Below are 14,405 nucleotides of genomic sequence, written 5' to 3'. Positions count from 1 at the left end.
TTACCTTTTAACCCTGAAAATCAAATCATTTTAATGAAAAAAATATTTTTTTTCACTTCATCCTCGAATGAATCTGCCAATGACATAGAGTCGTTCATAACAAGTGGTTTTGAGGTGAAAACCATTCTCCAAAATCAGGCTAATAACCTGGTTACCTGCATACAAGACACTGTCAAAAATAACCGGAACGAGGATTACGTTATCATCTGTACTTCCCATCATCAGTTTACCCCTCATTTTTCGATGGCCTATTTAGATAACTGCATTGAAAAGGTACAAAAACTTGGCGGTAACCTATTGCTGGGAGGACTTCTTGGCTTCGAAAAAGCAATGGAAGTCACAGATCATATCTTTTGGGTTGACGGCTTTAAAGGTGCTCAATTCATTGTTATTTTCAAAAAAGCATTTGCATATCTCCTGCAAAGAGATGTCATGGATAAAATTCCGGCTGAAATGTTCTTATCACAGCATCTGGATGACGTCTTTGTAATGCACCCTTTCATTTCCTCTTATAAGAACGGAGCCCTCAACTCTTTCGAAAACACGATAGATTTTCAGGATTTGAATGAAGATCCGGAAGAGATTTTAGCAGAGCTTTCTCAAATAAAAAAATACTATTCCTATGAGCCAAAATGAATTTGATGATATCATGATTCCTACCTACATCATTAACCTGAAGCACAGAAAAGACCGACTGGAAAGTGTTTTAAAGGAATTTGAGGGCAAACAGGAATTTGACTGCCACATTATAGAAGCCTGTGAACATGAAAAAGGAAACATCGGTTTATGGGAGAGTATCAGAAAAACGATACATCTTGCAATTGACAATGCTGATGATGTGATCATTATTGTAGAGGATGATCATATTTTTACAGATGATTATGACAGGGATTTTTTTATTGAAAATATTCTCGCTTCTAATGAACAGGGGGCAGATATATTGTCAGGCGGCATTGGCGGAGGCTTCAGATTTGCGGTTCCTATTACAGAAAACAGGTTTTGGATTAATCACTTTTGGTGTACTCAGTTTATGGTGATATACAGCCGTTTTTTCGAGCAGATTCTGAATGCGGATTTCGGGCCGGATGATACGGCAGACAATTTTTTATCCCAGCTTACGGCCAACAAAATGCTGTTGTATCCTTTTATCTCGGTGCAGAAGGATTTTGGATATTCTGATATAACAGCAGAAAATAATATTACCGGCAATATTGAAAACTACTTTAAAACGGCAGATCATGCTTTAAAACAATATCAGGAAAAGTACAGAAAATTTGTTTTACATCAATAAAAAGAGGGAGCCAGGTTGCTCTCTCTTTAGCTTAATATTTTTCAACCGTTCCTTTAAATCCAACTACATCGTTACCAGTAAATCCTTGTAGGGCTAACGTTGTAGGTAGTGGGAATTTTCTTTGGAACTTTTGTAGGATTGTAGACTTTTTTAAGCCAAAACATATGAAACATGATGGCTTCATATTTATTTTTATAGATGATTTTACCATTGTCAAACTTCACTCTTCCGGTATAGCCTTCCATCAGAATAAAATCAAAGTGAGTTCTTAAGATTCCATCCCGTTCGGCTTTCTTCATAATATGGGTAAAACTCTCGATTTCTGTTTGAATTTCAAATATTGAAACTCCTTCTGCGAGGTCATCCCAAACGAAATTGCATTCGTCAAAACAAAAATGATCAGCTTCCGAGAAAACTTTTTTATAATCTTTACTCCTCTTGAAAAAGGTATTCAGCATTTCATTGTTACGGTACAAACCGAAGCAACCGGTTGTGTAATCATCCCTGACACTGATATAATCGAAGTCATTTAAAAATTCATTGGTAAAAAAGGCCCTGATATCTCCATAAATCAGATCAAGGTCACAGTGTCCCCAAAAGTCATAGCCTTCTATAAGATCAGGAAACATAAACCCGTATGCAGGTTTAAAATCGCACAATTTATAGGGATTATCTATATTGATCTGAAAGCCTAATTTATTGGAAGTATCATAGATGATATCGTTCAGGCTTTTGTATATTATTTTTACATTATCCGGAACATCTTTCAGCTCATCGGTATTGTCTGTTATAATAACAAAATCAACACTTGGATTGAAAGCGCAGGAATGCAGGTAATAAGGTAAATACCATGGATATTTCCCGTACCAGCAGGTAATTAAAACTAAACTCGGTGTATTCATAAGTTGAAAAAAAATCTGTAATTGCAGAATTGCAATTACAGAAGTTGTTTTAGATTAGCCTTTTCAGATTAGCAGCATTTTGCTGGAAATCCGCTTCCGCATATAGCTCTCATACTATTCATATAGCAGTATTGTGAATTACAGTTACAAGTTCCAGGTGCTCCTGATGAACCCGCTTTGATAACTCTCATTTCGTTTCTGCTCATTTCGCTTTTCATAGCATTTAAGCTCAGCTTTTGTAATTTTTTCATAGAAATTTGTTTTAATTTTTTGCCTACTCTTTAGATTTTCAGCTTCCTCTTTATTATAGTTTTAATTCTGGTCAACCATTTGCCCGTATTGAGTTTCAAATTCTTCAACAGATATATTTTCATCAATACTCCATTGATCTTCAACAAGATCCGGCATAAACAACTCGATATATTTTTTATTCAATCTCACCGGAAACTCATAATTATTTATAAAATAATGCGGTGTGAAAAAAAAGTTATTCTGCAGGTTTTCATAGGATACAGAAACCAGCTTATTCAAAAGAAAAGTTCTGTTTGTAAGTTTTGTACTGTATCCTTTCAACCATTTATCGGCTTCTCTGTGGCTATACCAGTCATGGAGTGCGTCTATGAATTTCTGTTCTGCTTTTGTATGGTAAATATTCATGAGCTGGATCAGCATTTCTTCCACTTCCGCTGTAACGACTCCCGTCATATTGAATCGGATCTTAATATTGACCTGGTCTTTATAATGGGTGTGAATTTTTTGTAAAAACTCATGAGCCTCCTTACAATAGCTGCATAATGGACTCGTTATGAAAGTAATGGATACTGGTGCATCAGGATTCCCTACTATAATTGGTTCTGCCTTCAGCAGTACCGGATCCTTACTGGTCAGGATTCCTTTAAAATATGGGTAATGTCTTATATATCTGGAATCAAAGTCTGCATCTTTTTTCAAGCTGCTGTAAGATAAAAGTGCTTTTTTAATCAAAAAGTATGCACCAATAAAAACAGTTAAAACACCCGCAAAAAGAGAGATGGTTTTAATATCAAGAGTATAATTGTTTAGAATTTCTCTGCTATTAAAGGACAGATAAATAATCTCTGCATAGATAACTCCAATAATACTCAAACATATGGGACACCACTTCTTTTCTACTTTCATCTGGAAATAAAAGGAATACAGTGTAAACGGTATACATGCAAGCAGAGAGATAAATGTCAGAAAATAATAATCATTCAGTAAGCTTCTGTTAAAAATGATCAATAAAAAAAGTTGAGTTCCAAAGAGAAAAACACTAAGGTCACTTAATTTAAATCCTGCAATCTCCCCTTTTTCAGAATTAATGATCTGGCTGCAGCTGGATTTCTCACTGCCATCACAAAACTGATTGGAAAAATCTGATTCAAAACCCAGCTCTGTTTTAATGGCCTCAAAGGAAAAAAACAGACCCAACATCGCAATTCCTGTAAACCCCATCAGGTACCATCCTCCAATAAAATACATCACCGCGAGCCCCGCTAAAAAAACAAGGCCCGGCAGTATCTTATTATACAGTGTATTGGGAGATTTAACAATCTGATCATTACCTTCTGCTACTAAGATTGCTCCTGTCCATAACACGCTGATCCCGGACGCTGTAATATCTTTTTTAACGCCCTCATTATCAGTATATATAAAATGGTCGCCTTTTTTTTCAATATAAGACAAAATTAAATGCTCTTCCCCTAAGTTCAATATAGTAAGAAAAGTTTCCGGCAAAACCTCACGCTCCTCAAAATCAACATTAAAGGCTCCGTTTGGAATACCAAAAAAGCTAAAAGCATCACTAAAAGCCAAAAGACTTGGTGTTTCAGGATGAGATTCTACCTGGTAGATATAATCGTCCTTATCAATTTTTACATCAATTGATTTCAGATATAAAAAAACAGCATTGATTTCTTTTCTTAGTTCCATGGTTATAGACAAGTTTTAAGCTATCTTTCGATAGAATTATCATTATCCTGATAATATTTCTTTAGCGCTCCAGCCTGCTGGCGCATATTATTCATTGCTTTGGTATCTTTTGTGACCCCAGACATGGCCTGCATCAGAATGGGCAATGGATCTTTCGTGAAGTTTACTTTATTCTTGATATAGGCTTCTTTTGAAACCAATCCTTCACCTTCCATTACTGTTTCGGTTTGCAATTCTGACTGGCTGATTTTTTTGTTTCCAATTAGCCTCCAATGGTATTCATTGGCAGAATCTTCTATCTCCACAATCAGTCCCGGAAGCCCCATAAATACATACGGCCCATCAAAAACCGGGATATCGGCAGCAAACCATGCAATCCAATGCCTGCCTCCATAATCTGCCTCCGCTTTCTGTATCTTTATATTATCTAATGCTTTTTTCTCCTGGGAAAGTTTCCATTGAAGCTGTATGGTCTCTTGATATGAAAGTACTCCTGCCAGCAGATCATCTTTAAGAATAATGGATTTACTTTTAAGGTCTTTTACCACTTTAAAGTTCATTGTTCCGAAAGAAGAAAAAGTGGAGTTGAAATTGATATTGGCAGCAAGTAAAGAATCCGCTTCTTTTTTTTCTTTCCGGATAAATACAGATTTATTTTCAAGAGTATCCAGATAGAACAAATCCTTCTTCATCTCCTTATTCCGGGTTGAAGGTTTATAAGTCAGCTCATAGTAAAAACGGTGAATCTGACTATGGCGCGAAAAAGAAAAAAATACTGTAAAACAAAACAGTAAGATATTATTTTTCATTTCAATATCAATGGTATCGAGCCAAATATATCCCTTTTTTTTGAATTACAAAATATCCGTAATCCTTTTAAATAAAAGAAAATTAAAAATAAAATTCATTGTCTCAAAATGGTACTATAAATCAACAAGATACATTTTAAAAAAGAAAAATATTTTTTACTTTTTAATCAAAAAATATCATAATCAAGTGAATAAACAGATAAAAAAACGGTAATTATCCATAAAAAAAACACCATAAAAATGATGTTTTATATTAAAATGTGGAATTGATAAATTATTTTCTATTCTTAATAATAACGTATTATTTTTCGAACATCATTTTAGTAATAAAGTCCTTCTCTCCTTTTCCTCTGGCTGGTGAATATTCTCTTCCGTAGTAAATAATCTGAAGATGAAGCTTGTTCCATACTTCTTCAGGAAATATTGCTTTGGCATCTTTTTCCGTTTCTACCACATTTTTTCCTGATGTAAGCTTCCACTGTGTCATCAGTCTGTGAATGTGTGTATCCACAGGAAAAGCGGGAAATCCGAAGCCCTGGCTCATGACTACAGAAGCTGTTTTATGACCTACTCCCGGCAGCGCTTCCAGTTCTTCGTAAGTTTGGGGAACGATCCCGTTATGTCTTTCCAGTAAAAGTTCAGCCATTCTTTTAAGGTTTTTAGCCTTGGTATTGGAAAGTCCTATCTCTTTGATAAGCTCTTTGATCTGATATTCCTCCAGCCTGGCCATCCTTTGGGGTGTTCCTGCCACTTCGAAAAGAGCGGGAGTTACCTGGTTTACTTTTTTATCTGTGGTCTGTGCAGAAAGCGCTACAGCCACCATGAGTGTATAAGGATCGGTATGATCCAGCGGAATAGGTGTTGTAGGATATAATTTATCCAATTCTCTCTGAACGAGCTCCGCTCTTTGCTTTTTTGTCATTTAACCATTAAATTTGAACAAAATTAATTCATTATGCTGAAAGTAGGAGATAAATTACCTGAATTTGAAGGAACAAATCAGGATGGAGAAACAATAACCTCATCGAAGTTACTCGGAAAGAAACTGGTCGTTTTCTTTTATCCTCAAGCCAACACTCCTACATGTACTGTGGAAGCCTGTAACCTGAGCGACAATTATTCAAAGCTTGAAAAAGCCGGATATCAACTTCTGGGCGTGAGCGGCGATACGGTAAAAAAGCAAAAGAATTTCCACAGCAAATTTGCTTTCCCTTATGATCTTATTGCTGATGAGAACCATGACGTTATCGGAAAATTCGGGGTTTGGCAGGAGAAAAAAACATTTGGAAAAACATATATGGGTATTGTAAGAACTACCTTTATTTTTGATGAAAATGGCGTTTGTACAAGAGTGATTGAAAAAGTAACGTCAAAGACTGCTGCTGAGCAGATTCTGGAAGGATAATTTTTCTTTTGAAACACAGATATCACTACTATTTCACAAATAATACAATTACATCTCTGTATTATTTGTGAAAATATTTTTTATGATCTATTATTCGGTTTCGTAATAGTTTAATTCTTCGGTTTCTCCAGGAAGAATGACATGTTTTTTAAATTTTAACCCCAATTTTTCGATCAGTTTTTGGGAAGAAATATTATCTTTTGAAATGATAGCAGATATTTTTGTTAACCCAAATTCATCCATCCCGATAGATTTTACTTTCTGAGCAGCTTCAAAGGCATATCCTTTTCCTTCAAATTCTTCCAATAGAGAATACCCGATATCCACAATATCAAGACCTTCTCTTTCGAAAATTCCTACTGCTCCTACTTTTTCGTTTCCTTCTTTAGTTACTAAAAGATAGTTTCCATATCCCAGTCTTTCAATCTGTGGAGCAAATCTGTTCAGGATATAATTTTCTGCATCTTCAACGGTATTCACATTGCGATTGCCGATATGTTGAATAAATTTTGGTCTGTTATAAAGCTCAAAGATAAAATCTTTGTCTTCACGAGACATAGGACGAAGCATTAATCGTTCGGTCTCATAGGTATTATTTGCGCTTGGGTGTTTTTCTAGGCTCATCTTTCTTTGGTTCTTCTTTTTTTTCGATTTTTAAAAGTCTCGGGTTATTAGCACATTTTTTATTGTAGAGTTCAATATAAGTTCCATTATCCTTTACATTGCTTACAGCGCCTGTTGATTTATTGACAGTCACTGTATAATGTGTTTTCTGGTAAGGACACTCTTTTGAGGTAAGCTTCCCCAAATCCAGATAATAATGGGCTGTGTCTTCATAATAATTACCGGCAACATCTTTAAATTCTTCATCCACCATATAGCCGTCAGCTGTCAGAACAATGGCCGCCTCTTCAGCATTGTCAATTTTCCCGGCAAATTTTTTCAGGGCTTCAAGATCTGTAATGTAATTCATTTTTCCACCTGCTGAGTATGCAATATAATAAAAGCTGTCTTCTTCAGGGAATAGATTAAATCCTGAAAACTGTGGTGTATAGTCTGTTTTTCCGCCAGATGTTCTGATCTCCTGGTTTTTTCCGTAACTGTTATAAACCAAAACCCAGGAATCTATCCTGTCATTTGGAATAATTTGTTGTAAAATATTGGGAATACCTGAAAAGTTTTTCTTGTTCTGGGCATATCCTAGAAATCCCAAAAGCAGAAATATAAGAGCTATTGATCGTATTGCAGTTTTCATCATAATTTTAAAAATCAGCAGAAAGATAGCAATATTACATGAATTTATCTCCTTTCTTAAAGCTTTTCAGATCAAGAACATAGTCTTTAATCAGCTGATCATTGTCTCTGGGGCAGATCAGTAGTGCTTTATCTGTGTCTACAACAATAAAATTTTCAAGCCCGTCAATGATCACAGCTTTATTATTGTTCTTAAGACGAATAATGTTTCCCTTTGAGTTATAGTTCAGGAAATGCCTTAGCTTTACTGCATTTCCGTTCTTATCCTTTTCAGTGTTTTCATAGACAGAAGTCCATGTACCCAGATCACTCCATCCAAGATCTGAAGGAATAACATATACATTCTTTGCTTTTTCAAGGATCCCGTTATCAATGGAAATTTTCTGAACCTTCGGATAAATAGTTTCAATGCAACTGTCCTCTTTTTCAGAATTGTATTCACAGGCCATAAAATGCTGCATCATCTCAGGAAGATACAGTTCAAATGCATGATGGATGCTTTTCACATTCCAGATAAAAATTCCTGCATTCCACAGGAAATCACCGCTTTCTAAAAAGCTTTGGGCAATTTCAAGAATAGGCTTCTCCGTAAAGGTTTTTACTTTAAAATAATCTGACCCTTTCTTTTCCACAAACTGGATGTATCCGTATCCGGTATCAGGTCTTGTAGGTGTAATCCCAAGGGTTACGAGATAATCATGCCTGGCAGCGAGATCAAAAGCAAGCTCCACTTTCTCCAGGAATATCTCTTCTTTTAAAATCAGGTGATCCGCCGGAAGAACAATCATGGTTGCATCCGGATTAATTTCAGCAATCTTGTTAGCCATGTACAGATTACAGGCCGCCGTATTTTTCATCAGGGGTTCGCCCACAATATTTTCTTCAGGAACTTCCGGAAGCTGCTGATGGGAAAGTGCAACGTATTCTTTATTCGTTATCACGAATATCTGCTCTTTAGGAATGATCCGGCTGATTCTGTCATAAGTCTGCTGAATCATGGTACGCCCTGTTCCTAAAATATCCTGAAACTGTTTTGGAAATTTCTGTGTACTCATAGGCCAGAACCGGCTGCCGATTCCTCCCGCCATGATGACACAGTATCTATCTGATTTTAACATTCTTGCCTACATTTTTCAACCCTAGCCAGAGGCTTGAAAGAATACTTTCTTCCTGTAGCCAGATTCTTACAAAGATAGTTTTTTTTAATCAGACCTTCTAATAAATACTTTTCGTTCCGGTACATAAAAAACTCTCCTTTTTCAAGCTCTTCAATGAAATGCAGTCTATCGTCCTGTTTTTCAGTATGAAAATACCTTACGAGATCCGGGCTGGCCATGAAATTGGCCTTGGGGGATTTTGAAAATCTTATGATGATAGGTCTCAGATCCTCATCATAGATCTCAAGGCTTTCAAGAAGCATGTTTCTAAATGTTTCTTTCCATTCGTTTCCATGCGGTGATATTCTTCGCCCGTATTTTTCAAAGGCGATCAGATGAGCAAGCTCATGCGTAAGGACAAAGAAAAAAAGCGGCGGCGTCAGCGTTGAATTAACTGTTATTTCGTGGGAGTTATCAGGAAGTTTTCTATAATCTCCCAACTTAGAATTTCTGCCACGCGTCACTTTTATATGAATATAATAATCCGAAAACCAGACTCTTAAGTACTTATGGGTGTTTTGAGGTAAATATTTTTCTAATGACTGGATAGACATTTTACAAAGTTAATGGAATTCCTGAATAGAAGTTCAGCAGTTTAAGACTGAAAAGATAATTATATTTTGCCTGGGCAACAGATCCCTGGGCATTGGCATAGTTATTTCTGGCTACATTCACATCATAAATTGTTGATCTTCCTGCTGCATAACTTTTATCCGCAAACTCTAAGGCCAGTTTGGTACTTTTCTCTGTTTCTACTGCTGCAAGGAAGGTTTCATAATTGGCATCTGCATCAAACTGTGCTTTCTGCACATTCTGTCTTACCGTCTGCTTCTGTTGTTCCAGGGTATTTTTAGCGACACTCTGGTTAATTACAGACTGCTCCACCTGCAGTCTGGTAATTCCTTTGTTGAAAATAGGAATATTCAGGGAAAGTCCTATATTCTGACCGAAATTATCTTTATACTGCTGGAAAAAAGAAGGATCATTAACAGGGTTCCCAAGCTGGTCGTAGTTTTTACTTAACATATTATTATAGAACGAAGCAAGACCGGCATTCGCAGTCAGTGTTGGCCAAAACCCTGTCTTTGTAACTTCCGTCTGTGCTTCAGCAGAACGGATTCTGCTTTCGGCAGCTTTTATCTGCGGTTGGTTTTCATAGGCGGTAGTAAGAACGTCATCCACAGACTTAAGCTGGGACGGCAGTGTATCAGAAACAGTTACATCTTCCACATCAAAGCCTTTATATTCGGGAAGCTGTAAAAGCTGAACAATGGCAAACAAAGCTCTTCCTACGTTTATTTCCGCAGTTTTAAGATTCTGCTTTTCTCTTGCTAAGGCCGCTTCTGCTTCTGCCAGGATAGTTTGTGCGGTTGTTCCTACCTGGGTTGTTATTTTGGCTCTGTCATATTGCTTCTGAGCATTATCTACCGCACTCTGGGAGATTTTAACAATTTCCTTGTTCAGGAGAACAGTAAGATACTGCTGCGCTATCTGCAGAGAAATATCATTTTTAATGGTTTCTATATCGTATTGGCTGGCTTCTACATCAAACTGTATTTTTCTGATGTTTTTCTCTAATCTGCCATTATTGTAAAGCAGGACATCCGCACCCAGATTCGCACTGTTGTTGAACCTGTCATTCCTGATACTTCCCGTACCCAATGGAAGCTGCCCGAAACCTACTGAATTGGACATTCCTGCGGATACAGAAGGCAGATATTCTTTTTTAGCCATTTTAAGGTTAGAATCCTGGATCTGTTTAGAATATTGATTTTGGATAACCTGAAGATTATGCTCTACGGCATAGTCTACACATTCTTTTAAGGACCATTTCTTCTGAGCGCTTAATCCCAGACAACTTAATCCAAAAACGATAATCCAAACTTTTTTCATATTAAGAATTTTCCATATTAGACGAGCCAAATATAAAAAAGTTACAGTTTTAATAATTAATATTTTATTTTAAAAAAACTTTTGTGAATTTTGCATCATGACAAACGGACAATATCAGGAAGCTGTAGACTGGCTTTTCGTGCAGGCTCCCAACTATCAGATCGATGGGCTGAAAGCCTATAAGCCTGGATTAGAAAACATTACAAAGCTTTGTACTTTCTTTGGAACCCCACAGGAAAAGATACAATGCATCCACATTGGAGGCACAAACGGCAAAGGATCTACCAGTAATATGCTGGCCTCTGTTCTGCAGGAGGCGGGATATAAGGTTGGTTTATACAATTCTCCACACCTTATTGATTTCACAGAACGTATTAAGGTGAACGGTAAAAACTGCAATAAAGAGTTTGTTTATCATTTTATTCAAAAACTAAAAACCCTTCCTGAAGATATCCTTCCTTCTTTTTTTGAATTTACCACAATCATGGCTTTTGAATATTTTTATCAGCAAAAGGTTGATTTTGCCATTATTGAGGTTGGACTTGGCGGAAGACTGGATTCAACGAATATTATTAAGCCTTTGGTAGCTGCAATTACTAATGTACAGCTGGATCACCAGAATATTTTGGGAGACAGTATTGAAGAGATCGCTTCGGAAAAGGCAGGAATTATCAAAGCCCATATTCCGATAATTTCCGGCGATGAAAATGAGACCGTTAAAAATATCATCCGACAAACTGCGTATAAAGAAAATGCTCCTTTTATTGATGCTACAATGATACATTCTGATCTGGCTTCTGATCTCAAAGGAAATTATCAGAAGAAAAATATCCGTGTTGTTCTTGCCCTGATAGAAGAGCTGAAAAAAATAAATATTCCTGTTTCTGAAGAAAATATTGAGAAAGGATTGCTTCATGTTCATCAAAATACGGGTTTTATCGGGCGCTGGTTTGAGTTTTCAAAAAATCCGCTTACGATCTGTGACACCGGGCACAACCAGGCCGGACTTGAGTATGTATTTTCTCAACTGAACTCCATAAACAAGCATAAACACGTTATTTTAGGGTTTGTGAATGATAAAAAGATAGATGAAGTAATGGCTCTTCTTCCTGAAAATTCAGAATTTTATTTCGCCAAACCATCCATCAATAGAGGAAGGCATCCGGAAGACTATGAAAATCTCTTGCAGGAGGCAAAAATTTCTTATACAATTTTCGATTCCGTACAGGAAGCGTATCTTTCTGCAAAAGAGCAATGTACAAAAGAAGAAATGATTTTCATCGGCGGAAGTAATTTTGTGGTGGGAGAATTTTTAGAAAAAAATTTGGAGATTTCTGAATAAGTCGTATATTTGCACCACTCTAAACGAGGAAACAAGTATAGGGGGCTCTTAGCTCAGTTGGTTCAGAGCATCTGGTTTACACCCAGAGGGTCGGGGGTTCGAATCCCTCAGGGCCCACACAAAGGTAACTGAAGCCTTTCAAAAAAAGTTCAGGGCTCTTAGCTCAGTTGGTTCAGAGCATCTGGTTTACACCCAGAGGGTCGGGGGTTCGAATCCCTCAGGGCCCACAAAATCTCTCAATGTTTTGGGAGATTTTTTTTGTTTAAAACACTCGGGATATTCTTACCTTTGTGATCTTACTGCCTTAAATACACTTTTTTGAAGGAACTTCATCTTATATCATTCAATTATCCATATCCTCCCTCCTACGGCGGTATTATTGATGTTTATTATAAGATTAAAGCATTGTCCGGATTAGGCATAAAGATCCATCTTCACTGTTTTGCAGACAGCATTCCGGAAACAGTTGACCAGGAAATTAAAAGCATTACAGAGAATGTTTTCTTTTACAAAAAGAAGAAAAATCCTTTCTATTATCTTTCATCTGTACCTTTTGCTGCAGCTATAAGAACTTCTGATGCTCTTTTTGAAAATATTATGAGCGTAAATGCTCCGGTATTGTTTGAAGGACTGCAAACAACCCAGACTATTCGCAGATTAAAAAATAAAGGCTACAAACTCTATCTCAGGTTTCACAACAATGAATCTGAATATTACAAAGGCCTTTCTTCTTCGGAAAAAAATATTTTAAAAAAGATTGTTTACAGGATAGAATCCTTAAAATTTGCTGATTATCAGAAAAAGACTTTAAAGGAATTCGAAAGTGTATTCTGTCTTTCTGAGAAAGAATTTAATGAGGTAGATTCATATTCAAAAAATGCGCGGCTTATTCATATTTTTCATGGCAATGAATATGTAAAGCATCTGAACGGAAAAGGTAATTATTTTCTTTTTCATGGTGATCTGAGTATATCTGACAACAAAAAAGCATTGGAAGAAACCATCAGCATGTTTAAAAATCTACCTCAACACAAACTTGTAGTGGCGTCTGACCGCGCAGGTGATGATTTAAAAAAGAAGATTAATAACATCGGAAATATAAGCCTTGTCCCAATTGAAACCAGTGAAAACCTTCGCCGGCTTTTTGAAAATGCCCATGCTAATATTCTCCTCTCCTATCAGAATTCCGGCACGAAGGTAAAGCTGTTTAATGCATTGTATAACAGCAGATTCGTTATTATCAATCAGAATATCACAGATGATCCGGTCCTGATGAGTTTATGCCGTTTAGGTTCTACTTCCGATGAAATCCGCCAGCGGATTATTGAATCAGCAGCTGAAGTTTACAATGAAAACGAAATCCGAAGTAAGATTTTGGACAAGAATTATTCTGATCATGCTAAAGCAGAAGAAATAAGTAAGGTCATTTTTAAGAATTGACAGCTTTTACTATTTTCTGGATATTAAGCTCTTCAAGACAGGCCCAGTCACCACGGTAACATTCTTTATCTCCAAAAACAGAGCATGGTCTGCAGGTAAGATCAGTTACCTGAACCACATCATTTTCGCTTTGTCCGAAGCCTAAAAATCCTGCATAAGGATGTGTTGCGCCCCAAATGGAGATACATCTGGTTCCCATAAGGCTTGCAAGATGCATATTGGCAGAATCCATAGAGATCATCAGTTCCAGTTCAGAAATTTTCTGAAGCTCTTCTGAAAGATTCAGTTTTCCTGAAAGGCTTTTAGTATTTGGGATTTCACTTTCCCATTTTTCAAGGGTTTCTGTTTCTTTTTTACCGCCTCCAAAGAAATATATGGTCTGCTTTTTTGAGAGGATTTTTGCCAGCTCATATGATTTTTCCAAAGGAAGCATTTTTCCTCTATGCTGTGCAAAAGGAGCCAGCCCAATTCCTGATTTTTGTCCCGATGCCGGCCTAAGCTTATGAGAAAGCTCTACTTTAAAACCCATCGCGCGGAACACATCTGCATAACGCTCAACGGTCTTTTTTAACTGAACTTTATTTAAATTCCATACATCTGTAAGCTCTTCCTTTTCTTCTTTCCCTTTGTTTATTTTAAAGACTTTATATCCTTTTCTTCTGTAGATTCTATCCAGGATTTTGGTCCTTATTACATCATGAAGATTGGCTATAAGGTCAGGGTGGAATTCTTTGATCAGCTCATTGGCCAGTCTTCTCAATCCAAAGATACCCTTATAATCATCAAGGTTGATTCCTTTAAACGTAACATTTGGAATATCAGCAAATAAGCTTTCAAAATTTTTCCTGGAAACCATGATAATTTCCACATCAGGATTCTGTTCCAGAAATTCCCGAAAGACTGGCGCCGTCATCGCGACATCGCCAAAAGCAGAAAAACGATATGCTAGAATTCTGGTCACT

The 14,405-nt window shown here is 36.7% G+C and carries 16 protein-coding genes and 2 tRNA genes; 7 read left to right on the top strand and 11 right to left on the bottom strand.

Features of this window, described 5'->3' with window-relative positions:
* The first annotated feature begins 33 nt into the window (after window positions 1–33).
* Together ACMGDK_RS14435 and ACMGDK_RS14430 are read left to right on the top strand one after the other, a co-directional pair.
* Window positions 34–636 (top strand): hypothetical protein, encoded by a 603-nt coding sequence (locus tag ACMGDK_RS14435; protein WP_436808601.1) that lies wholly within the window; start codon window positions 34–36, stop codon window positions 634–636.
* Window positions 623–1,291 (top strand): hypothetical protein, encoded by a 669-nt coding sequence (locus ACMGDK_RS14430; RefSeq protein WP_436808600.1) that lies wholly within the window; start codon window positions 623–625, stop codon window positions 1,289–1,291. Before ACMGDK_RS14435 ends, ACMGDK_RS14430 begins: the two co-directional genes overlap by 14 nt.
* Window positions 1,292–1,362: 71 nt before the next feature.
* Here ACMGDK_RS14430 and ACMGDK_RS14425 read toward each other — a convergent pair whose 3' ends face one another.
* From ACMGDK_RS14425 to ACMGDK_RS14405, 5 genes are all read right to left on the bottom strand, one after another.
* Window positions 1,363–2,193, bottom strand: coding sequence for a DUF6625 family protein (locus ACMGDK_RS14425; protein WP_436808599.1), 831 nt, complete (start codon window positions 2,191–2,193; stop codon window positions 1,363–1,365).
* 68 nt (window positions 2,194–2,261) lie between these two features.
* A complete protein-coding gene (locus tag ACMGDK_RS14420; protein ID WP_116010438.1) occupies window positions 2,262–2,444 on the bottom strand; it encodes a TIGR04149 family rSAM-modified RiPP in 183 nt (60 codons plus the stop codon).
* A 61-nt stretch (window positions 2,445–2,505) separates the two neighbouring features.
* On the bottom strand, window positions 2,506–4,143 hold the full coding sequence (locus ACMGDK_RS14415; protein ID WP_436808598.1) for a vitamin K epoxide reductase family protein: 1,638 nt from the start codon (window positions 4,141–4,143) through the stop codon (window positions 2,506–2,508).
* A gap of 20 nt (window positions 4,144–4,163) precedes the next feature.
* Window positions 4,164–4,952 carry a GLPGLI family protein gene (locus ACMGDK_RS14410; RefSeq protein ID WP_436808597.1) on the bottom strand — a complete coding sequence of 263 codons (789 nt, stop codon included), beginning with the start codon at window positions 4,950–4,952 and terminating at the stop codon, window positions 4,164–4,166.
* Window positions 4,953–5,253: 301 nt separating this feature from the next.
* Window positions 5,254–5,874 carry an endonuclease III domain-containing protein gene (locus ACMGDK_RS14405; RefSeq protein WP_436808596.1) on the bottom strand — a complete coding sequence of 207 codons (621 nt, stop codon included), beginning with the start codon at window positions 5,872–5,874 and terminating at the stop codon, window positions 5,254–5,256.
* Between the two features lie 33 nt (window positions 5,875–5,907).
* Here ACMGDK_RS14405 and bcp point away from each other — a divergent pair, with 33 nt between their 5' ends.
* The gene (bcp, locus tag ACMGDK_RS14400; protein WP_436808595.1) at window positions 5,908–6,357 is read left to right on the top strand and encodes a thioredoxin-dependent thiol peroxidase; all 450 of its coding nucleotides are present in this window, start codon (window positions 5,908–5,910) and stop codon (window positions 6,355–6,357) included.
* 90 nt (window positions 6,358–6,447) lie between these two features.
* Here the strand turns inward: bcp and ACMGDK_RS14395 are convergent, their stop codons facing one another.
* From ACMGDK_RS14395 to ACMGDK_RS14375, 5 genes are read right to left on the bottom strand one after another with little or no spacing between them, the layout of a single operon-like run.
* On the bottom strand, window positions 6,448–6,981 hold the full coding sequence (locus tag ACMGDK_RS14395) for a GNAT family N-acetyltransferase (RefSeq protein WP_436808594.1): 534 nt from the start codon (window positions 6,979–6,981) through the stop codon (window positions 6,448–6,450).
* Complete coding sequence (locus tag ACMGDK_RS14390) at window positions 6,950–7,615, bottom strand: hypothetical protein (protein ID WP_436808593.1); 666 nt, start codon at window positions 7,613–7,615, stop codon at window positions 6,950–6,952. The genes ACMGDK_RS14395 and ACMGDK_RS14390 overlap by 32 nt, the downstream gene beginning before the upstream one ends.
* 31 nt (window positions 7,616–7,646) lie before the next feature.
* Complete coding sequence (locus ACMGDK_RS14385) at window positions 7,647–8,729, bottom strand: mannose-1-phosphate guanylyltransferase (RefSeq protein ID WP_436808592.1); 1,083 nt, start codon at window positions 8,727–8,729, stop codon at window positions 7,647–7,649.
* Entirely contained in the window at window positions 8,723–9,322 is a 600-nt protein-coding gene (locus tag ACMGDK_RS14380; RefSeq protein ID WP_436808591.1) for a SprT-like domain-containing protein, read from the bottom strand. The genes ACMGDK_RS14385 and ACMGDK_RS14380 overlap by 7 nt, the downstream gene beginning before the upstream one ends.
* Before the next feature lies 1 nt (window position 9,323).
* Entirely contained in the window at window positions 9,324–10,661 is a 1,338-nt protein-coding gene (locus ACMGDK_RS14375; protein WP_436808590.1) for a TolC family protein, read from the bottom strand.
* Window positions 10,662–10,758: 97 nt separating this feature from the next.
* On the opposite strand from ACMGDK_RS14375, the gene ACMGDK_RS14370 reads away from it, so the two are divergent.
* The 4 genes from ACMGDK_RS14370 (at window position 10,759) to ACMGDK_RS14355 (ending at window position 13,443) form a co-directional block, all read left to right on the top strand.
* The gene (locus tag ACMGDK_RS14370) at window positions 10,759–12,003 is read left to right on the top strand and encodes a bifunctional folylpolyglutamate synthase/dihydrofolate synthase (RefSeq protein WP_436808589.1); all 1,245 of its coding nucleotides are present in this window, start codon (window positions 10,759–10,761) and stop codon (window positions 12,001–12,003) included.
* Between the two features lie 42 nt (window positions 12,004–12,045).
* Window positions 12,046–12,120 (top strand) — tRNA-Val (locus ACMGDK_RS14365).
* Window positions 12,121–12,155: 35 nt separating this feature from the next.
* Window positions 12,156–12,230 (top strand) — tRNA-Val (locus ACMGDK_RS14360).
* A gap of 91 nt (window positions 12,231–12,321) precedes the next feature.
* Window positions 12,322–13,443, top strand: coding sequence for a glycosyltransferase family protein (locus ACMGDK_RS14355; protein WP_436808588.1), 1,122 nt, complete (start codon window positions 12,322–12,324; stop codon window positions 13,441–13,443).
* Here the strand turns inward: ACMGDK_RS14355 and ACMGDK_RS14350 are convergent.
* Complete coding sequence (locus ACMGDK_RS14350; RefSeq protein ID WP_436808587.1) at window positions 13,433–14,404, bottom strand: glycosyltransferase family 9 protein; 972 nt, start codon at window positions 14,402–14,404, stop codon at window positions 13,433–13,435. The two genes, ACMGDK_RS14355 and ACMGDK_RS14350, sit on opposite strands and share 11 nt — an antisense overlap.
* Window position 14,405: the final 1 nt, after the last annotated feature.

Origin of the sequence: Chryseobacterium hilariae, assembly GCF_051400735.1 — a bacterium.
GTDB lineage: Bacteria > Bacteroidota > Bacteroidia > Flavobacteriales > Weeksellaceae > Chryseobacterium.
This window is presented reverse-complemented; position numbering and strand designations above follow the sequence as displayed.